This window comes from Martinezella lusitana (assembly GCF_900094565.1).
Lineage (GTDB): Bacteria > Pseudomonadota > Alphaproteobacteria > Rhizobiales > Rhizobiaceae > Rhizobium > Rhizobium lusitanum.
On sequence record NZ_FMAF01000005.1, the window covers coordinates 271,320 to 295,642 of the forward strand.

Here is a 24,323-nt window from a genome sequence, read left to right on the forward strand (position 1 = left end):
TATCTCAGGGGAACTATTGATAGGATGAATTTTGCCGATTCCGTGGCGACGTTCAAGAGTCAATTGGTCACAAGTACCGCGCGAACGTTAGATTGCGTGTTCGAAAATTTTTTCGAGGTGTTGTCGGAGCGGTAATCGGCGACACGTCCTTTGGGCACGACCCCAAAAGCACGGAGGACATCATGCGCAAGGTCATAGCAGCGACATTCATCAGCCTTGACGGCGTCATGCAGGCGCCCGGCGGTCCACAGGAGGATCCGTCCGGCGGTTTCGAGCATGGCGGCTGGACATTTCATTCTTTCGACGAAGCGACCGGCAAGGCGCTTTTCGAGGTTTTTGAAAAGCCGTTCGACCTACTGCTCGGACGCAAGACCTACGATATCTTCGCCGCCCATTGGCCGCATGTCGGCGACGATGATCCCATCGCCAAGCAATTTAACAGGATCACCAAATATGTCGCGACGCGCGGAAGCGGCAAACTGGATTGGAACAACAGCCGATCGCTCGGCAGCGACGTCGTTGCGGCGATAAAGCAATTGAAGGCGGGCGAGGGGCCGGATCTGCTGATCCAGGGCAGCAGCAACCTCATCCAGACTCTGCTTCGCAACGGGCTGATCGACGAATTCAGCCTGCTGACCTTTCCGCTTGTGCTTGGCGGCGGCAAGAAACTGTTCGGCGACGGCGCGGTTCCCACAGCAATGAAGCTCCTGCGCAGCCAAATCTCTCCGACCGGTGTCATCATCGCGACTTATAAGCCGGACGGCCCGGTCAAGACGGGCTCGTTCGCCTTGCCGGATCCGTCCGACGACGAGATCGAGCGGCGCAACCGCCTGGAATAACCGTGGAGGCGGGGAGCTCGAAGGGGTGTTTTTCGATCGAGATTAGGCTTCGTGTTCCCGGCTGCTTCGGAGTTCGCGAAGGGATTTGATGATTTCACGAAGACCCTTTGTGAGATGCTTATCCCGGCGCAACACTATGCCGAGTTGCCGAACGAGCCTCGGTCTGAGCGGCGAGGTCACCAGCAGGTCGGACTTGTCGCGCCTCAGCGCCATATCCGGGAGGATGGACCACCCGAGGCCCGCGGCGATCAGCTCCTTGATGGCCTCGACGCTTCCAAACTCCATGGCCGGCTCCGGGCGAACCCCAGCCGCCGCGAACCATTCGTTCGTGACGCGACGGGTGTTTCCGCCTTCGTAAAGCAGTAGCGTCTTGTCTTTCATGAAGTCCGCATCCGGTCCGCCTTCCGGTATGACGCTTCCCTTCGGCCCTACGGCTAAAAGCTCGTCATCATGGAACGGTTCGACCTCAAGCGAACGGCCGGCGGCGGGCAGGGCCACCACCGCGAGGTCCAGCGCATTGGCTTCGAGATCGCGCAGAATCTCGTCAATATTGCCGATACGGACGATGATTTCGAGATCAGGCATGCGCTGCTTCGCTATGGCGATGGCGCGGGGTAGCAGATGGATCGATGCCGTACCGCCGCTGCCGATCCGCACGCGGCCGACCGATCCGTCGCGAAAAGGCGTCATCGCCTCTTCTGCCGTGGTGCAGGCTTCGATGATACGGCGCGCTTGGGGAAGCAGCTCAAGTCCGGCCGGCGACGGCTGCGCCCGCCGTCCAACGCGCTCGATCAGCCTTACCCCGAGGCGCTGCTCCAGAAGCTTCACCTGAAGGCTGACGGCGGGCTGCGTCAGCCCGACCTTGTCGGCAGCCGCCGTGAAGCTGCCGAGATCGACGACGCTGACGAAGGCGGCAAGCTGATCCAGATTGAACATCAGAAGGATTCCTTATGGATTGCATTAAGACCATAAGCTTCCTTCGCAGCAAGCGCCAGTGCATCCTAAACCATGTCCGATGAGACGAGCTTGGGGAATATGCAGATGACAATTGATATCGAAAGATCGACGGCAGTGATGCCAAGCGTGGACAAAGACAAGCGAAAACCAGGATTCCTGCGGCCGGCACTGGCAGCGCTTTTGTCCTATCTCGAAAAGCGAGAGACAAGAGGCAATCTGCGCGATCTGACCGACGACCAGCTTCGGGACATCGGCGTGACACCCGCGGAAGCGCGTGCCGAAATTAACAAGTCCTGGTTCTGGGGCTAGAAGGTCCAAGGCGCCTGAGCCGAGGGCCGGGTACCTTGAACGGCGGCATGTTGCGGGTTGTTCGATGGAGGAGGGCCCCAGCAGCGATATTTGAGCGAGGTGGATAACCCATTTTTTGTGGCACCGCTCTTTTTTCCGCCATAGATTTGCCCGATCTATCGCCTTCGAAAGCCGACAGTTCATACGCCCCCGGGCGACCGCCTTTCCGTCCGGCCCGCCCATCACAGAGACTGCAGACATTCATGTTCAAGACGACCTCCTTGCTCCTTGCCACGGCGATCTCTTCCGTATTTTTTTTCGGCACCCTTTCGACGGCGGAGGCCGGGCAGGCGAGCTTCCTCGTGGATGTGCAGAGCGGCCAGACGCTGGAGGCATCGAACCAGGATGAGCTGAACTATCCGGCTTCGCTTACGAAGATGATGACGCTCTATCTTGCCTTCGAAGCGCTGCATGACGGCCGCCTGAAGTGGGATCAGAATTTGACCATGTCGGAGAATGCCGAAAGCAAGGAGCCCTTCAAACTGGCGGTCGGCGTCGGTGGCAAGGTCACCGTGCGGGAAGCGGTCCAAGGCATCGTCGTCCTCTCGGCCAATGACGCGGCCGTTGCGATCGGGGAGCAGCTCGGCGGTTCCGAGGACAGCTTCGGCAAGATGATGACCGAAAAGGCGCATCAACTCGGCATGAGCAACACCGTCTTCAAGAATGCCTCCGGCCTGCCCGATCCCGAACAGGTGACGACGGCCCGCGACCTGGCAACGCTCGGCGTCGCGCTGATGCGAGACTTTCCGGAGGAGTTCAAGCTTTTCTCGATGCGCGGCATAAAATTCCGCGGCATGAAACTACGCGGCCATAACAATCTGATGTATCGCTATGCCGGCGCCGATGGCATCAAAACCGGCTACACCGATGCTTCCGGCTACAATCTCGTGACATCTGCGACGAAGAACGGCCGCCGCGTCGTCGGTGTGGTGATGGGCGAGAAGACCGCACGGATTCGCGATGACAAAATGGCAAGCCTTTTAGATACCTATTGGGCTCCGACGGCAACGACGGCCACGGTTTCTACGAGAGCCCCAAAGCAGAGCTTGGCGAACTGATTTCTGCTTGCGAGTGACAACCCATTGAAATCATTCGCAAGTCGCACTTCATTCTTGAACCCACCCCGGTGGAGAAGCTAATCCAAGTGCATCATGGCCAGTTTTGAGGGTAGGGGATCAGCCTCCCTCTTGCAAATGCGCCACGAACACTTCGGTCGGTGTCTTGTAGCCCAGGCACTTTCTCGGTAGGTCGTTCAGATGGTGAGCGAGTTGAACCAGCGCCGATTGCGGCACTTCGGCCAGGTCAGTGTCGCCTGGCATGAAGCGGCGAATGCGCTTGTTGGCGTTTTCGACCGCACCTTTTTGCCAGGGTGCGCTGGGGTCGCAGAACCAGCTGCGTGCGCCGATGCCATCTTCCAAAGCCCTGAACCCGGCAAACTCCGTGCCGCGGTCAAAGGTGAAGCTCTGGCGTGCGAAGCCCGGCAAAGGAGAGAATGTCTCGATGATCTTATCCATGATCGGACGCGAGTGCCGGCTTTGGTTCTTGATCATCACTGTGTAGCGGCTTTTGCGCTCGACCAGTGAGGTGAGGTTGGCATGGCCGAAGTCTCGTTCGAAGATCAATAGGTCGCCCTCCCAGTGGCCAAACTGCGTCCGATCATCAATAAAATCAGGTCGTTGTGATATCCGATGACTGGCCGGAAACACGCTGTTTCGCGGCTTCCGCGATCCACGCGGGCGGCGTTTGCGGCGTGCCTCCGGCAGATATCGATAGAGGCCAAGCCCGTAGTCTTCCTTGCCGTAGATGAAGCGGTAGATGGTCTCGGCGCAGATGCGAACCAGGCTGACGCTGTCGGCCAGCAGACGGCCAGCGATCTGCTCTGGTGACCAGTATGCTTTCAATCTCTCAATCACCATACGACGCAGATGCGGATGGCGCCGGAGCTTTCTCAAGCGCCGGCGCCGCTCTTTGGCGATGTCATCAGCAACTGTCGAGAAGTAGCCACTGTATTCGGGAAGCTCGTGATCCCGAAAGGTATTGCGTCGGATCTCACGATAGATGGTCGAGCGGTGACGGCCGAGCAGACGGGCCACCTCATTGACCGGAACCTTGCGCTCGACCAGATGATGAAGGCGGCGCCGATCGGCGAGGGTCAATTGCGAATAGCATCGGGACATGCCAAAATCTCCAAAGCGAAACCATTGAAATCACTGGCATGTCGCACTTGGAAATAGAATGTACCCGGCTACATATAAAGATCAGATAAGATAGATTATGGAACTAAAATGCGGTTGAGCGAGCTGCGAGAATTGTAGAATATCCGAACTACTCCAGATACTTAGCAAGGTTTCCGAGAGTCGACTTCAGTCCCTCGTCGTGGTCTTCCTTGCTGATGCCGTGCGGCACGTCTTCGCAAATTATGGTCACCTTCGTGCCGGATGGAACGACGTCCAAGGACCAGGTCATGACCATCGTTCCCGCAAATTCCGGATCGTCCGATTGAAAATCCACCGCCTGGACGATGCGGACGTCAGGAACGATTTCCAGGAACCGCCCGGAAACGATGTCGGTGTGCTCGGAGGTTTTACCGCGTGTTGAATGATCCGGTGCGTTATATGTGAGCGCCAGCCGATAGCTTCCGCCTTCACGAGGGTCGAATGCGTGGATCTGTCCCGTCATGCCTTGCGGCGGAAGCCAGGAGATCAAGGCGGCCGGATCGACGAATGCCTGAAAGATCGCGTGCGGCGAAGCTCGGATCACTCTCGATGCCGTGTCCGTTCTCTTCTTGCTTGAAGCGTCGCTCACTGCGTCCTCCTTGTCATGCACCGCTACAGCGATCCGCGCGTGACCCAAGTGACGATTATTGCATCATCAGCTTGCCTTGATGCGGATCACCTTTGCCGCGATCTTCTCGGCAAGCAGCTTCGGATTGCAGGCAAATATGCTGTCTGGCCGTCCGGCCGCGCACCAGACCTGATCATAGGCCAAGAGGCTTTCATCGACGAAAACAGGCAGTTCGACGAGATGACCGATCGGCGCGACGCCGCCGATGGCGAAGCCTGTTTCGTCGCGAACGCGGTCGATATCGGCGCGTTTCAGGCGGATCCCGTAAGTCGCCGCGATATAGGCCGTATCGGCGTTGTGCGCGCCGGAGACGAGAAGCAATGTCAGGCCGTGCGTATCGGCATTGACGAAGACCAGTGACTTGACGATCTGGCCAACGGCGCATCCGGCTGCCTTGGCGGCCTCTTCGGCTGTTCGCGTCGGTTGATCCATGCGCTTGATCGAGATATCCAGACCCAGATTGCGCGCCGCAAGCTCGACGCGTTCCAGGCTCGAAAGCTTCCTGCTGTCTTCGCTCATAGATCGTCATCCTCCACGTCGAGCTCGATCTGCATCTGGTCGTAGGCCGGCTCGACATGATCGGGCGTTTCCGCCAGCACGGTTTCATAATCGAGCGGCGTATGCATATGGGTCAAGATAGCATGCTTCGGCCGCAGCCGTTCGATCCAGGCGAGCGATTGCTCCAGCGACAGGTGGCTTGGATGAAACCGATACTGCAAGGCATCGATGATCAGGACGTCGAGATCTTGAACTCTTTCAACGGATTCTGCCGGGAAATCACTGATATCGCTGCAATAAGCAAGGTTGCCGATGCGAAAGCCGAGCGAGTGAATATCGCCATGCAGCTGCTTGTGCGGCCAGAAGCGGATCGGACCGCCTGCCCCTTCGATCGTGAAGCTCTTGTCGAGGCTTTCAATCAGGACCGGCAGGACGATCGGCGGATAGCTGCTGCCGGGCGGCGTTTCCAGGCAATAGCGGAAGCCCTCGCGAATGCGATCCATGGTCGGCGGATCGGCATAGATCGGGATCCGCTCGTGGGAATTATGGAAGAAGCCGCGCAGATCGTCGATGCCGTGGATATGGTCGGCATGGGCATGGGTATAAAGCACGGCATCGACGGAGTTGACGCCGGCATGGATCATCTGTTCGCGGAAATCCGGACCCGTATCGATGACGACGGTCGTGATGCCGCCATCCGGTGCGATTTGTTCAACGAGGAAAGCCGCGCGCGTGCGGCGGTTCTTCGCGTTTTTCGGATCGCAGGCACCCCAGTCGCCGGTGATGCGCGGCACGCCCGGCGACGAGGAACAACCCAATATGGTGAAGCGCCGCCGGTATGTCACGCTGTCAGACCCTTGTCATCTTCGAGAAGCAGCGGAAGGCATTCGCCGTGGTGATTTCGGCGATCTCGTCCATACTGACGCCGATCGTCTCCGCCAATACCTCGGCTGTGTTGACGACATAGGACGGTTCGTTGCGCTTGCCGCGCCAGCGCTTCGGCGCGAGATACGGCGCGTCGGTCTCGACCAGAAGCCGATCATGCGGGATCGTCTTGGCGATGTCGCGCAGCTCTTCCGACTTCGGGAAGGTCAGGATACCGGAGAATGAGATATAGCCGCCAAGCTCGACGCCCGTCCGGGCAAGGGCAGGGCCGGCCGAAAAGCAATGGAGGATGAAGGGAAAGGCCCCCTTCCCTGTTTCCTCCGTCAGGATCGCGGCCATGTCCTCGTCGGCGCTGCGGCTGTGAATGACAAGCGGCAGCTGCGTTTCGCGGGCGGCCGCGATATGGCGCAGGAATCCGGTCTTCTGGTCTTCGGGCTTGACGGTATCGTAGAAATAATCGAGCCCCGCCTCGCCGATCGCGACGATCTTTTCATGCTGGTTTGCCAGCCGGACGAGATCTTCGGTCTGGATATCAAGTTCCTGATCGGCACTGTTTGGATGCGTGCCGACCGAACAGAAAACCGATGGGTAGCGCTCGGTGAGCGCTAACAGCCCATCGAGCTTTCGGACCTTGGTCGAGATCGTGACCATCTGCTTGACGCCCATTTCGTGGGCACGCGAGACGATCGCGTCACGCTCCTCCTCGAAGTCGGCAAAATCCAGGTGGCAATGCGTATCGATCAGCATGGAAAACCCTATTCGACGGTCGGCGCGACATAGCGCGGGAAGACCGGCTTGGGGGCTTCCAGCGGCGTTCCCGCAACGAGGCGGCCTGCCTCGCCGAGCGCTGCGAAATCACGCTTGTCTGAGGGAATGGCGATGAGATCCAGCAGCTTGGCGGCCGAATCCGGCATGAATGGCTGCAGCAGAATGCCGATCTGGCGCACGACGTCGGCCGTGACATAGAGCACGGTCGCCATGCGAGCCGGGTCGGTCTTCTTCAGCGCCCAAGGTTCCTGGCTTGCAAAATAGCGGTCCGTCTCCGAAACGACGGCGATAATAGACGCCAGCGCGCGGTGGATGAGCTGCTTGCCCATATCTTCGCGGGTCGAGGCCAGCAACGCGTCGGCTTGCGCGAGAAGAGCCTTGTCCTCGTCGGTCAGCGGGCCGCATTCGGGAATCTGCCCGTCGCAGTTCTTGACGATCATCGACAGCGAGCGGCTGGCGAGATTGCCGATGCCGTTGGCGAGGTCGGAGTTGATACGCGTGCCGATTGCCTCTTCGCTATAGCTTCCGTCCTGGCCGAAGGAGACTTCGCGCAGGAAGAAATAGCGCACCTGGTCGAGACCGAAATGGTTTACGAGGTTGACCGGATCGACGACGTTGCCGAGCGACTTCGACATCTTCTCGCCCTTGTTGAGCAGGAAGCCGTGGGCATAGACGCGCTTCGGCAGAGGCAGCTTTGCCGACATCAGGAAGGCTGGCCAGTAGACGGCGTGGAAGCGGATGATGTCCTTGCCGATGATGTGCACGTCGGCCGGCCAGTATTTCGCCCGCGGATTGTTCCGGTCCTCGATGTAGCCGGTGGCGGTAATGTAGTTCGTCAGCGCATCGACCCAGACATACATGACGTGCGCTGGATCGTTTGGCACCTTGATGCCCCAATCGAACGTAGTGCGCGAGACCGACAGATCCTTCAGGCCGGATTTTACAAACGAAATCACCTCGTTGCGGCGCTCTGCCGGACCGATGAAGTCGGGGTTTTCCTCATAGAGCTTCAGCAGCCGGTCCTGATATTCGGAGAGTTTGAAGAAATAGCTTTCCTCCTGAACCCATTCGACCGGCGTGCCTTGAGGCCCGTAGCGCACGCCGTCGGCGCGCAGCTCGGTTTCGTTTTCCTGGTAGTAGGCTTCGTCGCGAACCGAATACCAGCCGGCGTAGGAATCCTTGTAGATGTCGCCGGCATCGGCCATCAGGTTCCAGATGTTCTGAGAGGTCTCGTGGTGCCGCGGCTGGGTCGTGCGGATGAAGTCGTCGTTGGACGCATTCAGCAGCTTGCCCATCGCCTGGAATTCGTCGGAATTGCGGTTGGCGAGCTGCTGCGGCGTCAGGCCCTCGGCGCGCGCCGTCTGCTGCATCTTCTGGCCATGTTCGTCCGTACCCGTCAGGAAAAACACGTCGCGCCCATCCAGGCGCTGGAATCGCGCCAGGGCATCGGTGGCAATCAGCTCATAGGCATGGCCGATATGCGGCTTGCCATTGGGATAGGCGATTGCGGTGGTGATGTAGAACGGGGTCTTTTCGGTCATGTCAGGCAGGGATCCGCTTTTACGGTTGCGTCTCTGTTATTCTTGGCTCCGCTCGCTTTAGCGCATGTTTGCCGGGAGCGAAACACCAAGTTTCGCGCGCGCAGCATTCGGAACTCCAGAAGCGTGCCTTGCTTGACAGGGTCCCGCCTCGGCTTTACCCCTTCGAGGAACCAAAGCGCAGGACAGAGATCATCGTGAATTTCATTGATTTTTTTAGCAGCCTGTCCAACGGCTTTATAGGGCCGTGGTTTTGAGTTTGATCACTTCCTTTCAACCACTCTATTCCCTTTCCGGCTTCTTCGTCGGCATGCTGGTCGGCATTACCGGCGTTGGCGGCGGGTCGTTGATGACACCGTTGCTGGTGCTGCTGTTCGGCGTGCATCCGGCGACCGCCGTTGGCACCGACCTGCTCTATGCCGCAATTACGAAAACGGCGGGAACAGCCGTCCACGGCATGCATGGACGCGTCAATTGGAGAGTGGTCAGCCTATTGGCCTCGGGCAGCGTCCCGGCAGCACTGGCCATGCTCTGGATCATGGCCGGCGTCAATCGCGAGAGCCCAGCGGTCGCCCACACCATCACCCTGTCTCTCGGCTGTCTTCTGCTGCTGACGGCACTCATGCTGATCTTCCGTGGGCAGATACTGAATGCCATACGGAAATGGCGCGGCGAGCGCGGCACGCTCACGCCGCGCACCATCGCCTTGCTGACCGTCACTCTCGGCCTCCTGCTCGGAATACTCGTCACGATGACATCGGTCGGCGCCGGTGCGCTCGGCGTCACCGTGCTGCTGGTGCTTTATCCGCAAACGGACGTCCGCGAGATCGTCGGCTCGGACATCGTGCATGCGGTGCCGCTGACCCTGATCGGCGGCATGGGATACTGGTTCATCGGCGAGATCAACTGGACCATGCTGTTCGCGCTGCTCGTCGGGTCCATTCCCGGCATCGTCGCCGGCAGCCTGCTGGCGCCGCGTCTGCACGAGCGATCCGTGCGCATCATTCTCGCCGTCACGCTGACGATCGTCGCCTGGAAGCTTATCTTTCCTTGAGGCAATTCCATCGCCTTCAGATCGCAGGGTTTGCCGTCCGCGCTTCCATGAGAAGCCAATTTGCAAAAACCTGTATTGGGCCGTCACTCAATCGGATCGGCTCCGGCAGGATGAGGCAGAAGGTTTTGGAGATCGACTGACCGTCAGGCCAAGGCGCAATCAAGCGACCTTCCGCCAATTCTGTTTCAACATAGAGGCGCGGCACCAGCGCGACGCCGAGCCCCGCTAGCGCGGCCTCAATCAGCATGACATGCAGATCATAACGGGGACCGATCGTAGGATTGGTCAATACGATCCCTGTCTCCTGTGCATAGCGTTGCCAGGCATCCGGGTTTTGGCGTCGATGGAGGCGCGGCAGTTCATTAAGCGATACCCTGCCCTCACCTCGATCGAGAAGCGCCGGATGGCAAACAGGAACCAAGGTTTCATGCAGCAGTCGGTGTGTTCTCATTCCGGTCCACGCAGGATGCTCGAAATGGATCGCAGCGTCGAAACCGCTTCCCGCAAGGACAAAAGGCTCCATCCGCTCGGCAAGATGCACGATAATATTCGGGTGCTTTTCCCGAAAATGCATCAAACGGGGGATGAGCCAGCGAGCGGCGAAAGTCGGGATGGTGGCGATGTCGATACTCCCGCCGTCGCTCGGCTCACCCATCAGATATTGACTGTCACGTTCCAGCCGATCCAGCGACTCACGAACCTGAATTGCATAACGTTCTCCATTGGGCAAAAGCCGAACGCGATTGCCGACGCGCTCGAACAACGTGACGCCGAGGAAAGCTTCGAGCCGGCCTATCTGGCGGCTGATCGCCCCTTCGGTCAGGGCCAATTCGTCGGCAGCGCGAGCGAAGCTTCCGTGACGAGCCGATGCCTCGAACGCCATGAGTGCGGAATTGCTTGGAATCTTACGGCGCATGAGTGGTTCCTGACATGATGGCTCGGCACACGATCCGCCGTTACCTTGATATTAAATCACTGAAGCATGACCCGATGTCGATATATTGGCCGTGATCGGCAGTTTATCATGATCAAATATCAATGAGAAACAAGATCGGAAGCCGGTGCAACGGTCGGAGGTGATACGATGATCTATACGGTAGAATGCAGCTTTGCCGATCCACACAGCGAAGCGGAATGGAATGAGTTCTATAGTCTGGACAAACTGCCAGCCCTCATTTCAGTGAGCGGTTTCCAAACCTCGCAGCGTTTCAAGGCGTTGAGCCGCGGCTGCCCCGTCTATCTCGCCATTCATTCGATCGACGGCCTCGATGTTCTGACGGGTGAAAAATATCGCAAAAAGGGCGGCGGCAATTTCGCGCGCTGGCAGCAGCACATCACTGACTGGCACCGAAACCTTTATGATGGCGTCGAGCGGGCGCCAGCAATCGATGAGGGCGAATATCTGGCGTTGAGCGCAAAGGGCCCCGAGCCTCTGATCCGGTTAGGCCTCGCTCCACAGGCGATGCAGGCGGTCGCTATGGAAAAGTTCCCCGAATACCGCTGGCTCGCCAAGGTGGAGCGCACCAAGACGCCTGACCTCGAGCGTCTGCCGGAAGACGTCCACATTTATGAGCCGATGACGACGCAGTTGACGAACGGCAACGGCGGCGCCTTCGCGAAGCCTCGGTAAGTGCCGATGCCGAATGTCACGATATTCATCCCCGCAGATAGGATGCCGCCGGACGGAGCACTCGCGGCCCTCGCGGAGCAATGCACCGAACTCTGCACGGGCATCCTACGGGCCGCATTAGTCAGTGTGCATGTTATCTATGTCGCTGTTCGGCATGGGCGAGGTCACCCCGTCTTTGCAGAAATCCAATATCGCCTTGAACCCTTTCGGTCGCCGCCGGTGATGGAGCGGTTCATGGAAGGCCTGGATGAAGCCATCAGGCGCAATCTCGACCTCACCGCGCGCATCCGTTGCTTTGGTTATGCAGCGTCGAGCATCTACGCACGAAATTGAGCTGACGCTCAGAGAGAACCGATGACAGATATTCCCAGCCAGCAGGTCGGCGACTTAACAATCACGGCCATCAGCGATGGCTATCTCGCCGGCAGCCTCGACCTGCTCTCGAATATCGCCCCGGCAGATGCCTCACACATGCAGGAGAAGGCGGGCGTGAAGGATCATGCCGCGATCCACATCAGCTGCTACCTGGTGCGTGGCGGTGGCCGCACTATCCTGATCGACGCGGGAGGGGGTGGCTTCAAACAGTGGGGTGGTCGGCTGACGGCCAATCTCGCGCTGGCCGGCGTCCAGCCTTCCGGGATCGACACGATCCTGTTGACACATGCCCATCCCGATCATGTCGGAGGGCTGGTGAGCGCTTCAGGAGAAGCCGCCTTTCCGAATGCCGAGCTTGTTGCCCACCATCGGGAAATCGCATTCTGGCAGGATGACGGCAATCTGAGCCGCGCCTCCGGTCGCGCCCGTGGCAACTTCTTCCTGGCGCGTCAGGCGTTCGACGGCTATCGCGACAGACTGCGCACCTTCGATGCCGGTGAGGTGCTTCCCGGCGTGACGGCGATGCCGCTGCCGGGCCACACGGTCGGGCACACCGGTTATCGTCTCGATTCTTGCGACCGGAATCTGCTGGTCTGGGGAGATGTTGTCCATTTCCCCCAGATTCAGGTTCCGCGACCGGATGTGTCGATCGCGTTCGATCAGGATTCACATCTCGCTGCGGCCACACGGTCGAGGTTGCTGGATCTCGTCAACTCCGAAAGGCTGCTGATCGCCGGTATGCACCTCGGCGAACTCGGTTTTGCGCACATCGAGCGGGCGGACGGAAGCTATCGCGTCATCTATGCTCAGCTAACTTAAGCCGAAAGCTGCTGCTTAAGTTCACCGAGGACGGTAATGAGCGTCTGCTTGCGATCGAGATTGTAGGCCTGCGAGATATTGAGCCGTTCGGTGGTCTCGGAGTGGAGACGGGCCAATCTCTCCGCCGTGCCGATATATCCGCCAAGTGCGGCGGCCCTTGCGCGGTCTGCGATATCATCGCCGATATGGGATATGAAGAAGCCGAAAATCGTGTCGCTGTCCTTGCCCGAAAGCGCATCGGCGAGGCGGTGCATCGCCTTGCGGGCCGCTGGTCCATCCGCCGAGAGAACCTGCCGATAGGCTTCGATGATCTCGCCGCCGCCATAGTTCAGCAGCTTGAGCGCCTCGCTGACGCTGCCCTTGGCTGCCGGGAGCAATTCACTCCCCTTCCCGGCCGGCACGCCGAGATTCTCGAGCGCCAGGCGCAGAGCCTCGTCTCCGAGCGGCGCTAGTTTCAATGGCAGGCAACGCGAACGGATCGTCGGCAGAAGCCTGCCCGGCGCATGCGACAGGACGAGGAACAGCGCCCGCTTCGGCGGCTCCTCGAGAATTTTCAGGATGGCGTTGGCGGCGTTGCGGTTGAGGTCGTCGGCTGGATCGATGATGACGATCCGCCAGTTGCCGGTGCCGGAGGTCTGCGAAAAGAACTTTCCGGCGCGACGCACCTCATCCACCGTGATTGCGGATTTCACCTTGCCGGTCTTGTCGTCGATGGGACGGGAGAGATGCAGCAGATTGTGGGATGCCCCGCCGGAAATCTGACGGCTGATGGCCGAGGACGGATCGGGATCTCCGATCGTCTCGGGCGCGGATGCCGGGTCGGGATGGGACAGGACATGATTGGCGAAACGAAAGGCGAGCGTCGCCTTGCCTATCCCCTCGGGTCCCTCGATCAGCACGGCATGATGACCCTTGCCGGAGCGATAGGATTGCGCCAGGAAGGCTTCCGCCTCCTCATGGCCGAAGAGCCTGGGATTGTCCTGTGGAGGGATCGCGCCGTCGAGAACGCCGGGCCGTTCCTCGCTCATTGCGCCGCTTCCGATCTCGCAGAAGAGATATTGGCGGCGGGCCCGAGCCGCCTGTCGACGATCGCGGCAATGTCCTCGGCAATCTCGTCTTCCGAGCGGAGCGCGTCGACGACGTGGCAGCGATCCGGTTCGCGCGCGGCGATATCGAGAAAGGCCTCCCGGCGTTTCTCATGGGTCTGCATCTCTTCCTTTTCGAAGCGATCCGGCGCTGTGACGGCAGAGGCGCGCTTGCGCGCGCGCTCAAGCCCGATCTCGGCGGGAATGTCGAGGATCAGCGTGCAATCGGGAATAACGCCATTGACGGCAACCCTTTGCAACGCCTCGATATAATCGGCTTCGAGATTGCCGGTTACGCCCTGATAGACGCGCGACGAGTCCATGAAACGATCGCAAAGGACGATGGTGCCGCGCGCCAGCGCCGGGCGAATGACTTCCTCGACATGATCGTTGCGCGCAGCGGCAAAGAGGATGGCCTCCATGCGCGTGCCGAACATCTCGGCGGCCCCGGAGAGCAGCACATGGCGGACGGATTCGGCACCCGGGGAGCCGCCCGGCTCGCGCGTGACCAGCACGTCATGGCCGAGCTCGCGCAACCGTTCGGCCAACCGGCGGATCTGGGTGGATTTCCCGGCCCCTTCCCCGCCTTCGAAGCTTACGAATAATCCGTTTGCATCAGCCAATGATCATGTCCTGCACTTTTCGCCTGCCGTCCGCTCGGCACGCGATACGTCTCTTGTTTAACCCAAGACATGCCGGGGTGGAACCGTGCATGTATCGGCGCCCGCCATTCTATATGGGGTGTGAACAGGGATTTCGCGAGCCATGCAACCCGTCAGGTCGGCAACGGCTTGTCCCAGAGCCAGGAGAATAGCAGGGATTCGGTCAATTCCATGAAGGCATCGAAGGCGCGACGGCTGAGCGTGCCTTGAGCGACTGATTCCTTTGTGTAAAGCGGCAATTCGCGCACCAGTCGCGCGCCCAGGAACACACGAAGCGTCCCGGCTTCATAGTCCCCGGCCACGGGTGCCGTCAGCGGCCAGCGGTAGACGATTCGCGCGGACAGACGGTCAGGCGTGTCGACCGGCACGTAGACATCGACGGGAGTCTTCGCGAGCAGTCCCACCGTCGATTGCGCGCCGCCATAGACGCTGGCATCGCCGATCACCTCGCCGTCGGCGAAAATGCGCTGGCTCTTGAAATTGCTGAGGCCCCATTCGAGCACGCGACGGGTCTCTTCTGTCCGCTCCTTGTCGTTCTTCAGGCCGCCAAGCGCCAGGAACAGCCGGCGGCCGTCGCGCTGCACCGAGGCGACGATCGAAAAACCCTCGCCTTCGGTAAAGCCCAGTCCAAGGCCGTCTACGCCGATATTGAGCAGCAGCAACGGGTTCTTGTTGCGCTGGTAGATCTTGTTCCAGGTGAAATCCGCCTGGCCGAAATATTTGTAGAGATCCTGATGCTTCTGCTGGAGATCCTGCGCCAGGGCCACCAGTTCCCGCAGCGAGACCTTGCCGCCGCCGTTGGGGTCGTTGGCGTCAGGCAAACCGGTGGAGTTGGTAAAGACAGCCCGCGTCATGCCGAGTTCCCGCGCACGCGACGTCATGCGCCGGGCAAACTCGCGTTCGCTCACCGAAATCCCTTCCGCCAGAACGATGCAGCCATCATTGGCCTGCTGCACGGCGACGCCCTGAATGAGGTCGCCGACCCGCACACGCGACTTCAGTGCGGCAAACATCGTCGACGCACGCGATGGCGCGCCGCCCGTTCGCCAGGCGTTTTCCGAGACGGGATATTCCGTATCGAGCGAGATCTCCCCTCGCCCAATAGCATCGAAGACGACGTCCAGAGTCATGAGCTTCGCAAGCGAAGCCGGCGAAATCGGTTGATCCTCGTTTTTGGCAAGGAGAATGGTGCCTGTAGAGGCCTCGATCATGAATGCCTGGGCGGCTTTCGTATCGAACGCGCCCGGAACGGCCGGCTGCGCCATGGCTGCCACATTGCCGATGCCCAGGAGAAAAAGGAACAAAAGAATCAAGCGCTTTGGCATACCGTCCCCTCAATCCGACCACCGGCACCTTTATTTTAGTGACGGGTGAAGATTCAGGCAATGACGCCGATCAATCAACCTGCGTCGTGCCTTGATGCTGGCGGCGATAGGCCGAGAGGATCGACTCTTGCGTCAGTCCGTCATTGCGAACCATGACGGCGTCAAAAGCAAGATCGACATAGACAGTCTTGACCGGGGCATTCTGATAGGCTGCGACCATCGAATCGATCGACGGATCGTTGATGCTTGCCATGCCCGGAGCGAAATCCGGACGTTCGTAAGGGATCGGTCCGATCAGCGGTAGAACGACCATGAGGGGCTCGGAAGGCTCGGCAGACGGCATCGCGCCGCCGTTCCAGGTCATCGGCGGCGGATTGTTGCGCTTGTTGCCGTTGTAGGCCGTGTCCGGCGTCGAGCCGGCGAAAGCCGTGGCCGAATAGGGAGACTGGCGCGGAATGGGGGCGATCGACGGCGCGCGATCGAAGCTGCGCTGCTGGCGGCCGACGCGGACGGGATTATCCGAATCCGGCAGCTGGTCGGCGGTCATTCTGCCATTCGAGGCAACCATCACGCCCGTTGCGATCTGGCCGCCGGGATTGATGCTAGGCAGGCGCGAACCCTTGGGGATGTATGAGGCCATCAGATAGGGGTCGTCGTGGCCGTCCATGCGGGCGCGGCCGACATATTGCACGCGCACGTCGCCGGTGCCGCTGTGCTGGAGATCGAGCATCTGCGCCGTCTTGTTGGAAAGATCGATGATGCGGCCGGGATGATAGGGGCCGCGATCGTTGACGCGAACGATGATGGAGGAGCCAGTTTCGACATTGGTGACGCGCGCATAGCTCGGCAGCGGGAAAGTTGGATGCGCAGCGGTCAGCGATTGTTGGTCGTAAACTTCGCCATTGGCGGTCAGGCGGCCGTGAAACGCCGAGCCGTACCAGGAAGCGATACCGACCTTGTTATAGCCGTAGTCTTCCTTGGGATAGTACCACTTGCCCTTCACCTGATACGGATTGCCGACCATGAAGCGGCCGCCGCCCTTGGGAACAGGCCCGTTGGCGACAACCCGCGGACTGGCCTTCACGCCATATTCCTTCTCGGAGAAATATTCCTTGCCGTGCTGGCGCGTCGAGGCAACCTTCTGAGACGTTCCACAGGCAGTGATGGTTGCGCACATCAGTGAGAGAGCAAACCAACGCATACCCGTTGCGTATGTCACCGCACGATTTTCGAATTTCATCTGTCCCACGCCGCTACTCAATAATTCTGACGGAGGTCTGCTATAACCGGTACATCCCTCATTCCGGTATTCAGCTACGCCTCAATCACCTAACGGTACTTTAATCATGATTAGAGTTTGTCGATTTTGCGATGCAAATTGAGCGCACTGGGGAAATACCGAAGATCATGGTTAATCTGCGGTAAAATGGGATTTGCCTGAAGTACCGGGCAAGACGGCAAACCGCTCGAACAGCTGGTCTTCCCTCTGTCTTCATCAAGGGTCCCGGATCGGGACAGATCAGAGCAAATTGTGGCCGTCAGAGATGTGCCTTTGACAAGAAGCGAAGGCCCAGTTCAGGAAACTGTATCGCGGCGCATCAGTGTTTCGTGGTGATAGACGTCGCCGACCTTCAGCGCCTCGGTATCGATGGCCCACGCTTTGAAACCGAAAGATTCGTAAAGACGAATAGCCGCGCTATTGGATGAGACGACGCTGAGCCGTTTCAAAACGCTGGAATTGAAGTGGCCTAGCCGCTGGAGACGACTAGGCCACATTTGCCAGGTCAGGGGTCAAATCCGACTGAAGCGCCCTAGCAATAAGACAAGCTTAGTTTTTGTCAATGATGAGTGACGGGCCACGAACGAAGAAGATGGCACTATGTCTACTCTATAGCCACCTAACTTGCTCCATAGCTTTCTGACGCCTATGGATTGCTCCGCTGTTCCCTACCCTACCACGGATGATGATGGTGTTCGTCCTGCGGAGACCGACTCACCGGCAGTCGTCTGATTTCCTCGCCGAAGAAGCGGATAGCGTCAACTTTCATGAAAATAGTGGCACTGCCCTCCGGCACACTCCCACCACCCTATTGCGGAACCAGCGATGGGCTGGATCGGCATCCATGCGGGGATGCCACATCGCCGATATTAGGATTTCTGGCGTAGCGACGGGAAGCTCGAAGCTCACCAAGCCCTGGCTGAACGGTTCGGTGCCGACCAGGCCATTTCCGAGACACGAGCGCGGCACAAGCGCGACCAGGTCAGATTGGCGCGCGATGCGCAAGGCGTCCGGGAATCCGGGCACGACAGCGATGACCTCCCGGCTGAGACCGAGTTTCTCCAGGGCATCATCGACTGGCCCTGTAAAACTCCCCTTTCGCGACGCCGCGATATGCCTGGACGCCGCATAGCGCTCGGGTGTTACGGGACCCTTCAGCAAAGGATGCCCATCCCTGACTACACCCAGGAATTTGTCGCGGAAGAGGAAGTGGGTACGCACCTCCGGCGCAAACTCTCCGAGAACGCCAATTTCAAGATCGATCTGCCCTTCTCGGAGCGGCGCGGCATCCTTGACAGGTTTAGGTGCGAACCGCAGGCGGACCCTTGGCGCCGCGTCGGCAATGGCGGCCACCAGGGGAGCAGAGAACAGCGCGATAAAGCCCTCGTTGGCGCGAATGGCGAAAGTCCGCTCCAGCGTGGCTATTTCAAATTGGCCAGCCTGCGGGCTGAGAACGGCTCGAGCTTCGCGAGCAAGCTCGTGAACCCGATCGCGCAACTCGGCGGCGCGGGGCGTTGGGACAAGTCCGCGCCCGGCGCGCACAAGCAGCGGGTCGCCCGTGGCGGACCGGAGCCGTGCGAGGGTCCGGCTCATGGCGGAAGGACTGAGGCCGAGACGGCGCGCAGCGCCGGTCACGCTAACCTCGGTCAGCAGTGCGTCGAGCGCCGGAAGCAGGTTCAGGTCGAGATTGTCCACAACCGCAACCTACATCACTTGACGCCCACAACATAGCGCCTGACGCAACAACAATGTGCATCCTGTGCGTCTGGCGTCAATCCAATGAGGCGCTCATATTCGCTGCCGACACCGCACAACGAAAGATAGCCCCTATGTCATCAACCATTTCACACGACACCGCAGGCACGATTCTTCTCATCGGCGCATCGCGTGGCCTCGGACACGCCATGGCCGCCGAGCTCCTGAAAAAGGGGTGGAACGTCGTCGGCACGACGCGCCCGGTCGAAGGCCGAACTGAGCTGCATGACCTGGCCGACGAGAATCCGGGTCGCGTCGAGGTCGAGACCGTCGACATCTGCGAACCGGAGCAGATAGCGGCACTTCGTGCTCGCTTGTCGGGCCGGGTGTTCGACATCCTGTTCGTGAACGCCGGCACCGCCAACGCGAATCCCAACGAGACCATCGCCGAGGTATCCACCGAGGAGTTCATCCGCGTGATGGTCACGAATGCACTTGGCCCCATGCGTAGCGTCGAGGCGCTGCAGGATCTTGTCCCCGCAGATGGCCTCATCGGCGTCATGTCGTCAGGACAGGGCAGCATCGCCAACAACACGAACGGTGGGTTTGAAGTCTATCGCGGCAGCAAGTCGGCGCTGAACCAGTATATGCGAAGCTACGCTGCGCGCCATGCAAGCGAGCCGCGCGCCTTGGTGCTGATGGCTCCGGGCTGGATCCGCACGGCACTGGGCGGTCCGAACGCGCCACTCAGCATGGAAGAGGCTATTCCCAGTCTCGTGGAGGTGCTTCTCGCGAAGCGGGGCAGACCCGGTCTCGAATACCTCGATCGTATGGGGAAAACCGTTCCTTGGTGAACGTCACCGGCGCAGCATTTCTGAATATATTCTATCGCTGGAATTAAGGTGACAGTGCATTCTACCGTGATCGGAGACCATAGATTTGGCGGAAGAGGTGGGATTCGAACCCACGGTACGGTTTCCCGCACGCCGGTTTTCAAGACCGGTTCCTTAAACCACTCGGACACTCTTCCTGTCGCTACGGCTCGACGCCTAGCAAAAGTGGTTGGCTGGCTTTACAGCTATTCGGGCCGAAGCGTCAACTGGGCCGCTGTGCATCCGCAGCCACCGGCCACGCGAAAAAGATTCCATGACGCGGTCGCTTGTGCGAAAGATTCGGCATCGACTATCCGGAAGGACATCGCCCTCACCCATGACCTCTGACGATCAATCTCTGTCGCTGGGTCCCAAGCCCCTGGCCGGCCCTGCCCTTGCAGCCTTCTTTGGCCGCGATGCCGTTAGCGTCGCATCCGATCTGATCGGAACGCGGTTTACGGTTGCCGGCATCGGAGGTCGTATCGTCGAGACCGAGGCCTATCGGCCTGATGACGAGGCTTCCCACGCCTATCGCGGCCCGACGCCGCGCAATGCGGCGATGTTCGGTCCGGCCGGCCATGTCTATGTCTATCGCTCCTATGGCATTCACTGGTGTCTGAACTTCGTCTGCCTTACTGGAAGCGCCGTGCTTATTCGGGCGCTGGAGCCGGAGAGCGGCATCGAGGAAATGATACGGCGGCGCGGCATTGCCGATATCGTGTCGCTATGCAACGGGCCGGGAAAGCTCTCGCAGGCGATGGCCATCGACATCGGCCTGAATGGCATGTCGCTGGATGCGGCGCCTTTCGCTATTTCCTTGGCGGAACCCGTTACCGTCGCTTCCGGCAAACGCATTGGAATCACCAGGAATGTCGATGCGCCCTGGCGGTTCGGCGCGGCGGGTTCGCGCTTCGTCAGTCGTCGTTTTCCCTGATGTTGCAATAAAAAGGCCGCCGGGGTGGTGCCCGGCGGCCCATGCGGCCACGCAGCGAACTGGAAGACTGCGCGGCTATCTTATTCCATGGCAACGCTATGATCGACGGCCGGCGGCGCCTTTGGCTTGCGCAGGAGCACCAGCAGCGGTATGGCGCAGATCGACATCAGCATCAGCAGCTTGAAGTCATCGATGTAGGCGATGATCGTCGCCTGCGTGGTGATCATGCCGTCGAGCGTGGCGCGTCCCACAGCCGTTAAGGGACTGATTCCCTGGGCCGCCGTCGCATCGAAATGGCGGTTGAACGGCGTCACATAGGCGGCGATGTTCGCGTGGTTGACCTGCGTATTCTCCGTGATCAGCATCGAGACGACTGAAATGCCGACGCTGGAGCCGATATTGCGCGAGAGGTTGTAAAGGCCTGTGCCCTCACCGCGCATCTGTGCCGGCAGCGTCGCGAAAGCGATCGTCGTCAACGGCACGAACAGGAAGCCGAGGCCGGCGCCCTGGACGAAGCCGACGGAGATGATGGTTTCCTGCGAGACATCCGGTGTCCAGCCTGTCATCTCGTACATGGCCCACGCGGTCAAAGCGAGACCGATGAACAGCAAGAAGCGCGTATCCACCTTGCCGATCAGCCGTCCCACAAGGAACATGCAGAACATTGTGCCGAGGCCGCGCGGTCCCATGACGATACCGGCGGTGACGACGGGATAGCCCATCAGCGTCTGCAGATAGGGCGTCATCAGGGCGAGCGAGGCCAGATAGGTCACGCCGACGATGAAGATGAACAGCATGCTGACGGCAAAGTTTTGATCGAGGAAGAGCCTCGGGTTCACGAAACTTCGCTCAGCCGTGAACATATGCACGATGAAGAGATAGAAGGCGCAGGCGCAGACGAGCGCCTCGACGATGATCTCGCCCGAATAGAACCAGTCGAGCTGCTCGCCACGATCGAGAAACAATTGCAGCGCGGCAATACCGAGCGAGAGCATACCGAATCCGAACCAATCGAGTTTGGCGAGCGTGTCCAGCTTGGTCTCGGTGACGTAGACGACGATGCCGAAGAAGGCGAGCGCGCCGATCGGCACGTTGATGTAGAACACCCAGCGCCAGCTGATATTGTCGGTCAGCCAGCCGCCGATCACGGGACCGAGCACAGGGCCGACCATCACAGAGACGCCGAACAGCGCCATGGCGCGGCCGCGCTCCTCGACATTGTAGATATCGAGCAAAATGCCCTGCGACAGCGGCACCAGCGCCGCGCCGAACAGGCCCTGCAACAGGCGGAACCCGACGATCTGCGCCAGGGATTCAGAGAGGCCGCAGAGGACCGAAGCGGCGACGAAACCGGCGATCGCCACCAGCAGCACGCGCTTGCGGCCGAACTTTGCAGACAGGAAGCCGGAGGGCGGCGTCATGATCGCCGCTGCGACGATATAAGACGTCAGCACCCAGTTGATCTGATCGGCGCTGGCGGAGACGTCGCCCTGGATATGTGGCAGCGCGACGTTGGCGATGGTGGTGTCCAGCGCCTGCATGATGACAGCCAGGATGACGCAGGCGGTGATCGCGCCGCGATTGGCGATGGGCGCTGATGGCGGAGCGGTGGTGGCGTTACTCATGGTCCTGACCGCGGGAATGGCCCAGCAGATTGCTGACGAAATCCGGCAGGCCGCGGGCATGGCCGGTATCGACGCCGGCGACGACGCTCATCCCGACGCGCAGCGGAGGTTTGCCCTCCATATCGTCGATGCTGATGATCATCGGTATGCGCTGCACGACCTTGACCCAGTTGCCTGTCGTGTTCTGTGCGGGCAGCAGTGAGAAGCTCGAGCCGGATGCCGGTGCGATGCTGGCGACGGTGCCCTTCCAGGTTACGCCCGGATAGGTGTCGACCGAGATGTCGACTTTCTGGCCGGTCCGCACATAGGTCAGCTCGGTTTCCTTCGGGCTGGCGTTGATCCACATATGCGTGGTGGAAACCAACGAGAAGCCCTGCTGCGCAGCCGTCAGGTAGGCGCCGACCTGCAGCGAGGGAACATTGGCGGTGACGCCGTCGAAAGGCGCCCGTACCACAGTGTCGTCGAGCTCGCGCTGCGCATTGTCGACCGCAGCCTTGGCCTGCAGGTAGAGCGGGTTCTGCTCGGGAGGCAGATCGGCAGTGCCATCGCCACCCAATTGTGCGAGGGTCGCGGCAGCTTGTGCCCGGGCAACCGAGACCTTCTGCTGGGCAGCTTCGAGATTGTGCTTGGCCTGGTCATAGGCCGACTCGGAGGCAACCGAACTGTTGATCAAATTCTGCTGACGCTCGAGCTCCGTCTGGTAGTAGGGAATGTCGGCCTGCGCCTGGGCGATCTCGGCCACGGATTGCTTGTAGCTCGCCTGCAGGTTCAGGATCTGGTTTCTGGCGTTGCCGAGCTGCGCCTGCGCGCCTTCGAGCGCGATACGGAACGAATCGGGCTTGAGGCGGAAAAGCACCTGCCCCTTCTTCACGACCTCGTTCTCATGCACATCGACCGATATCACCATGCCGGAGACGTCGGTGGAAACGCCGACCATGTCAGCCTGGATATAGGCATTGTCCGTGGACATGATCTGTCCGCCGGTGACGTAATAATAGCCACCGATGACGAGGGCGACGGGGAGCAGCGCAAACAGGATCGGCCGCGTCGGGCTGCGGCGCTTGCGCGGCTTTTCGGGAGGCGTGACGGGGCTTGCCGCGGCAACCGCTGCAGGCGGCGATGTCGGGTTTGGAGATGGTGCCTCGGCCACAGGGGCTTGAATCTGTTCTGTGGAATTTGCGTTTGCGGGTACGCGGAGCGAAGAGGATGCGTCAGCCATGTTGTATCTCTTTGTCGGCTGCCTTCGAGCGGCAGACGTGAAGCAGGTTCGATTTCATGAGGGTGAGCAACTCATAAAGGCGCTCGTTATCCTCCTGCGAGGTTCCGTCGAGCGCTTCCTTGCGTGTTTGGTCGCCTATGCTGCGCATGGTATCGATCAGTGGCCGGGCCTCCTCGCGCATGTAAAGGAGCCAGCTCCGCCGATCGCTCGGATGTTGCCGGCGCTCCACCAGACCGCGCTCGCTAAGCTTGTCGAGAATGCGAACTAGGGTGATCGGTTCGATCTCCAGCATCTCCGCCAGTCCGGCCTGATGGATACCTTCATTGTTCGCGAGATAGGCAAGCGTTTGCCATTGCGATCGCGTCAGTCCCAAATCCTTCGCGCGCTGCTCGAACCGCTTCCGAAGAAGCCGCGCAACGTCATGGAGGAGAAAGCCGAGGGTGGGTAGTGTGTTCATGGCATAAGAAGCCTGCTACTCATAAGCAACCTTATAATTACCGACACCTATAGTAAGCGCCCACGCGATACAAGAGGGTGGGCGATCAAGAAATAGGGATGGTCGAAGATGTCGCGGGGGTGTCGCAAAGATGTCGCACTCCCTTCGCGGGCCCGGCAAGAGACGATGAAAGTCGAGGTTCACCTGTCGATCGATGCCCAAAATCGAAAAGGCGCAGACGATTCGTCCGCGCCTTTTCGGCAGTTTCGCAAGCTGGATGGGCGCGTGGGGCCCGTCCTATCCGTCAGGGGTTCAGAATAGGCTAGCGGCGACTGAGAAGACCGATGAGGTAGCCGATGCCGGCTGCGGCAGCGACCATGAAAATCGGCTCCTCGCGAACTCTTTCGCGTAACTGCTCTGTGATCTCCTGGGCCTCCTCCGCGACGACGGACGTCGCTCCTTGCCCGACGGCAGCCAGGCTCTGCGACAGCCTCGATAAATCTTCGCGGAGAGCGGCGACCTGTGCCGCCAAATCTTCCACTGCCGTTTCAGTCTGCGCTCGTGCTGAAGAGGACTGGGCGGAAGCTGATTTCGTCTCTGCCATCGTGTGCTCCTTGTGTTTCTTTGTTGATTAAA

General features: G+C 59.9%; 26 protein-coding genes and 1 tRNA gene. 9 read left to right on the top strand and 18 right to left on the bottom strand.

Going from position 1 to position 24,323, the window contains the following annotated elements:
- Positions 1-182 precede the first annotated feature (182 nt).
- Positions 183-839: a dihydrofolate reductase family protein gene (locus GA0061101_RS13505; protein ID WP_092573735.1), complete on the top strand. Its 657-nt coding sequence runs from the start codon at positions 183-185 to the stop codon at positions 837-839.
- A 42-nt stretch (positions 840-881) separates the two neighbouring features.
- Here the strand turns inward: GA0061101_RS13505 and GA0061101_RS13510 are convergent, their stop codons facing one another.
- Positions 882-1,775, bottom strand: coding sequence for a LysR family transcriptional regulator (locus GA0061101_RS13510; RefSeq protein WP_208865002.1), 894 nt, complete (start codon positions 1,773-1,775; stop codon positions 882-884).
- 138 nt (positions 1,776-1,913) lie between these two features.
- Between GA0061101_RS13510 and GA0061101_RS13515 the strand changes: the two genes are divergently transcribed.
- Both GA0061101_RS13515 and GA0061101_RS13520 read left to right on the top strand, forming a co-directional pair.
- Positions 1,914-2,105 carry a DUF1127 domain-containing protein gene (locus GA0061101_RS13515; RefSeq protein ID WP_208865003.1) on the top strand — a complete coding sequence of 64 codons (192 nt, stop codon included), beginning with the start codon at positions 1,914-1,916 and terminating at the stop codon, positions 2,103-2,105.
- 242 nt (positions 2,106-2,347) lie between these two features.
- Positions 2,348-3,202, top strand: a complete 855-nt coding sequence (locus GA0061101_RS13520; RefSeq protein WP_092573738.1) for a D-alanyl-D-alanine carboxypeptidase family protein — start codon at positions 2,348-2,350, stop codon at positions 3,200-3,202.
- 117 nt (positions 3,203-3,319) lie between these two features.
- Here GA0061101_RS13520 and GA0061101_RS13525 read toward each other — a convergent pair whose 3' ends face one another.
- The 6 genes from GA0061101_RS13525 to metG form a co-directional block, all read right to left on the bottom strand.
- Positions 3,320-4,321, bottom strand: a complete 1,002-nt coding sequence (locus GA0061101_RS13525; protein ID WP_092573739.1) for an IS30 family transposase — start codon at positions 4,319-4,321, stop codon at positions 3,320-3,322.
- A 148-nt stretch (positions 4,322-4,469) separates the two neighbouring features.
- On the bottom strand, positions 4,470-4,949 hold the full coding sequence (locus GA0061101_RS13530) for an SRPBCC family protein (protein WP_092573740.1): 480 nt from the start codon (positions 4,947-4,949) through the stop codon (positions 4,470-4,472).
- A 66-nt stretch (positions 4,950-5,015) separates the two neighbouring features.
- Entirely contained in the window at positions 5,016-5,507 is a 492-nt protein-coding gene (locus GA0061101_RS13535) for a YbaK/EbsC family protein (RefSeq protein ID WP_047556756.1), read from the bottom strand.
- Positions 5,504-6,331 (bottom strand): MBL fold metallo-hydrolase, encoded by an 828-nt coding sequence (locus tag GA0061101_RS13540; protein ID WP_092573741.1) that lies wholly within the window; start codon positions 6,329-6,331, stop codon positions 5,504-5,506. Before GA0061101_RS13540 ends, GA0061101_RS13535 begins: the two co-directional genes overlap by 4 nt.
- Before the next feature lie 4 nt (positions 6,332-6,335).
- A complete protein-coding gene (locus GA0061101_RS13545) occupies positions 6,336-7,118 on the bottom strand; it encodes a TatD family hydrolase (RefSeq protein WP_047638116.1) in 783 nt (260 codons plus the stop codon).
- A gap of 8 nt (positions 7,119-7,126) precedes the next feature.
- Entirely contained in the window at positions 7,127-8,680 is a 1,554-nt protein-coding gene (metG, locus tag GA0061101_RS13550) for a methionine--tRNA ligase (protein WP_047556750.1), read from the bottom strand.
- A 250-nt stretch (positions 8,681-8,930) separates the two neighbouring features.
- On the opposite strand from metG, the gene GA0061101_RS13555 reads away from it, so the two are divergent.
- Positions 8,931-9,731 (top strand): sulfite exporter TauE/SafE family protein, encoded by an 801-nt coding sequence (locus GA0061101_RS13555; RefSeq protein ID WP_037202813.1) that lies wholly within the window; start codon positions 8,931-8,933, stop codon positions 9,729-9,731.
- Positions 9,732-9,747: 16 nt separating this feature from the next.
- Here GA0061101_RS13555 and GA0061101_RS13560 read toward each other — a convergent pair whose 3' ends face one another.
- Positions 9,748-10,647 carry a LysR substrate-binding domain-containing protein gene (locus tag GA0061101_RS13560; RefSeq protein WP_037202137.1) on the bottom strand — a complete coding sequence of 300 codons (900 nt, stop codon included), beginning with the start codon at positions 10,645-10,647 and terminating at the stop codon, positions 9,748-9,750.
- A 168-nt stretch (positions 10,648-10,815) separates the two neighbouring features.
- Here GA0061101_RS13560 and GA0061101_RS13565 point away from each other — a divergent pair, with 168 nt between their 5' ends.
- Genes GA0061101_RS13565 through GA0061101_RS13575 form a run of 3 tightly spaced genes read left to right on the top strand, consistent with a single transcriptional unit; the run spans position 10,816 to position 12,555 of the window.
- The gene (locus GA0061101_RS13565; RefSeq protein WP_037202140.1) at positions 10,816-11,361 is read left to right on the top strand and encodes a hypothetical protein; all 546 of its coding nucleotides are present in this window, start codon (positions 10,816-10,818) and stop codon (positions 11,359-11,361) included.
- A gap of 6 nt (positions 11,362-11,367) precedes the next feature.
- Positions 11,368-11,694 carry a hypothetical protein gene (locus GA0061101_RS13570; RefSeq protein WP_037202814.1) on the top strand — a complete coding sequence of 109 codons (327 nt, stop codon included), beginning with the start codon at positions 11,368-11,370 and terminating at the stop codon, positions 11,692-11,694.
- Between the two features lie 21 nt (positions 11,695-11,715).
- Positions 11,716-12,555 (top strand): MBL fold metallo-hydrolase, encoded by an 840-nt coding sequence (locus tag GA0061101_RS13575; protein ID WP_092573742.1) that lies wholly within the window; start codon positions 11,716-11,718, stop codon positions 12,553-12,555.
- Here GA0061101_RS13575 and GA0061101_RS13580 read toward each other — a convergent pair.
- From GA0061101_RS13580 to GA0061101_RS13600, 5 genes are all read right to left on the bottom strand, one after another.
- The gene (locus GA0061101_RS13580; protein WP_092573743.1) at positions 12,552-13,583 is read right to left on the bottom strand and encodes a DNA polymerase III subunit delta'; all 1,032 of its coding nucleotides are present in this window, start codon (positions 13,581-13,583) and stop codon (positions 12,552-12,554) included. The two genes, GA0061101_RS13575 and GA0061101_RS13580, sit on opposite strands and share 4 nt — an antisense overlap.
- Positions 13,580-14,263, bottom strand: a complete 684-nt coding sequence (gene tmk, locus GA0061101_RS13585) for a dTMP kinase (protein WP_037202146.1) — start codon at positions 14,261-14,263, stop codon at positions 13,580-13,582. Before tmk ends, GA0061101_RS13580 begins: the two co-directional genes overlap by 4 nt.
- A gap of 152 nt (positions 14,264-14,415) precedes the next feature.
- A complete protein-coding gene (locus GA0061101_RS13590) occupies positions 14,416-15,627 on the bottom strand; it encodes a D-alanyl-D-alanine carboxypeptidase family protein (protein WP_047556742.1) in 1,212 nt (403 codons plus the stop codon).
- Positions 15,628-15,697: 70 nt separating this feature from the next.
- Positions 15,698-16,867, bottom strand: coding sequence for a septal ring lytic transglycosylase RlpA family protein (locus tag GA0061101_RS13595; protein ID WP_092573744.1), 1,170 nt, complete (start codon positions 16,865-16,867; stop codon positions 15,698-15,700).
- 804 nt (positions 16,868-17,671) lie between these two features.
- The gene (locus tag GA0061101_RS13600) at positions 17,672-18,601 is read right to left on the bottom strand and encodes a LysR family transcriptional regulator (protein WP_092573745.1); all 930 of its coding nucleotides are present in this window, start codon (positions 18,599-18,601) and stop codon (positions 17,672-17,674) included.
- 134 nt (positions 18,602-18,735) lie between these two features.
- On the opposite strand from GA0061101_RS13600, the gene GA0061101_RS13605 reads away from it, so the two are divergent.
- Entirely contained in the window at positions 18,736-19,455 is a 720-nt protein-coding gene (locus GA0061101_RS13605; RefSeq protein ID WP_092573746.1) for an SDR family NAD(P)-dependent oxidoreductase, read from the top strand.
- An 86-nt stretch (positions 19,456-19,541) separates the two neighbouring features.
- On the opposite strand, the gene GA0061101_RS13610 is transcribed toward GA0061101_RS13605, so the two are convergent.
- Positions 19,542-19,631 (bottom strand) — tRNA-Ser (locus GA0061101_RS13610).
- Between the two features lie 179 nt (positions 19,632-19,810).
- On the opposite strand from GA0061101_RS13610, the gene GA0061101_RS13615 reads away from it, so the two are divergent.
- Complete coding sequence (locus GA0061101_RS13615; protein ID WP_092573747.1) at positions 19,811-20,407, top strand: DNA-3-methyladenine glycosylase; 597 nt, start codon at positions 19,811-19,813, stop codon at positions 20,405-20,407.
- Positions 20,408-20,487: 80 nt separating this feature from the next.
- Here GA0061101_RS13615 and GA0061101_RS13620 read toward each other — a convergent pair whose 3' ends face one another.
- The 4 genes from GA0061101_RS13620 to GA0061101_RS13635 form a co-directional block, all read right to left on the bottom strand.
- Complete coding sequence (locus tag GA0061101_RS13620; RefSeq protein WP_037202163.1) at positions 20,488-22,032, bottom strand: DHA2 family efflux MFS transporter permease subunit; 1,545 nt, start codon at positions 22,030-22,032, stop codon at positions 20,488-20,490.
- A complete protein-coding gene (locus GA0061101_RS13625; RefSeq protein ID WP_092573748.1) occupies positions 22,025-23,251 on the bottom strand; it encodes an HlyD family secretion protein in 1,227 nt (408 codons plus the stop codon). The genes GA0061101_RS13620 and GA0061101_RS13625 overlap by 8 nt, the downstream gene beginning before the upstream one ends.
- On the bottom strand, positions 23,244-23,708 hold the full coding sequence (locus tag GA0061101_RS13630) for a MarR family winged helix-turn-helix transcriptional regulator (protein ID WP_037202168.1): 465 nt from the start codon (positions 23,706-23,708) through the stop codon (positions 23,244-23,246). The genes GA0061101_RS13625 and GA0061101_RS13630 overlap by 8 nt, the downstream gene beginning before the upstream one ends.
- A 301-nt stretch (positions 23,709-24,009) precedes the next feature.
- On the bottom strand, positions 24,010-24,291 hold the full coding sequence (locus GA0061101_RS13635; protein WP_047556730.1) for a hypothetical protein: 282 nt from the start codon (positions 24,289-24,291) through the stop codon (positions 24,010-24,012).
- Between the last annotated feature and the right edge of the window lie 32 nt (positions 24,292-24,323).

Coding starts and splice junctions, on each gene's coding strand:
- GA0061101_RS13505 (WP_092573735.1), top strand. CDS start 183: ATGCGCAAGGTCATAGCAGCGACATTCATCAGCCTTGACGGCGTCATG.
- GA0061101_RS13510 (WP_208865002.1), bottom strand. CDS start 1,775: ATGTTCAATCTGGATCAGCTTGCCGCCTTCGTCAGCGTCGTCGATCTC.
- GA0061101_RS13515 (WP_208865003.1), top strand. CDS start 1,914: ATGCCAAGCGTGGACAAAGACAAGCGAAAACCAGGATTCCTGCGGCCG.
- GA0061101_RS13520 (WP_092573738.1), top strand. CDS start 2,348: ATGTTCAAGACGACCTCCTTGCTCCTTGCCACGGCGATCTCTTCCGTA.
- GA0061101_RS13525 (WP_092573739.1), bottom strand. CDS start 4,321: ATGTCCCGATGCTATTCGCAATTGACCCTCGCCGATCGGCGCCGCCTT.
- GA0061101_RS13535 (WP_047556756.1), bottom strand. CDS start 5,507: ATGAGCGAAGACAGCAGGAAGCTTTCGAGCCTGGAACGCGTCGAGCTT.
- GA0061101_RS13545 (WP_047638116.1), bottom strand. CDS start 7,118: ATGCTGATCGATACGCATTGCCACCTGGATTTTGCCGACTTCGAGGAG.
- metG (WP_047556750.1), bottom strand. CDS start 8,680: ATGACCGAAAAGACCCCGTTCTACATCACCACCGCAATCGCCTATCCC.
- GA0061101_RS13560 (WP_037202137.1), bottom strand. CDS start 10,647: ATGCGCCGTAAGATTCCAAGCAATTCCGCACTCATGGCGTTCGAGGCA.
- GA0061101_RS13565 (WP_037202140.1), top strand. CDS start 10,816: ATGATCTATACGGTAGAATGCAGCTTTGCCGATCCACACAGCGAAGCG.
- GA0061101_RS13570 (WP_037202814.1), top strand. CDS start 11,368: ATGCCGAATGTCACGATATTCATCCCCGCAGATAGGATGCCGCCGGAC.
- GA0061101_RS13575 (WP_092573742.1), top strand. CDS start 11,716: ATGACAGATATTCCCAGCCAGCAGGTCGGCGACTTAACAATCACGGCC.
- GA0061101_RS13580 (WP_092573743.1), bottom strand. CDS start 13,583: ATGAGCGAGGAACGGCCCGGCGTTCTCGACGGCGCGATCCCTCCACAG.
- GA0061101_RS13590 (WP_047556742.1), bottom strand. CDS start 15,627: ATGCCAAAGCGCTTGATTCTTTTGTTCCTTTTTCTCCTGGGCATCGGC.
- GA0061101_RS13595 (WP_092573744.1), bottom strand. CDS start 16,867: ATGAAATTCGAAAATCGTGCGGTGACATACGCAACGGGTATGCGTTGG.
- GA0061101_RS13605 (WP_092573746.1), top strand. CDS start 18,736: ATGTCATCAACCATTTCACACGACACCGCAGGCACGATTCTTCTCATC.
- GA0061101_RS13615 (WP_092573747.1), top strand. CDS start 19,811: ATGACCTCTGACGATCAATCTCTGTCGCTGGGTCCCAAGCCCCTGGCC.
- GA0061101_RS13620 (WP_037202163.1), bottom strand. CDS start 22,032: ATGAGTAACGCCACCACCGCTCCGCCATCAGCGCCCATCGCCAATCGC.
- GA0061101_RS13625 (WP_092573748.1), bottom strand. CDS start 23,251: ATGGCTGACGCATCCTCTTCGCTCCGCGTACCCGCAAACGCAAATTCC.
- GA0061101_RS13630 (WP_037202168.1), bottom strand. CDS start 23,708: ATGAACACACTACCCACCCTCGGCTTTCTCCTCCATGACGTTGCGCGG.
- GA0061101_RS13635 (WP_047556730.1), bottom strand. CDS start 24,291: ATGGCAGAGACGAAATCAGCTTCCGCCCAGTCCTCTTCAGCACGAGCG.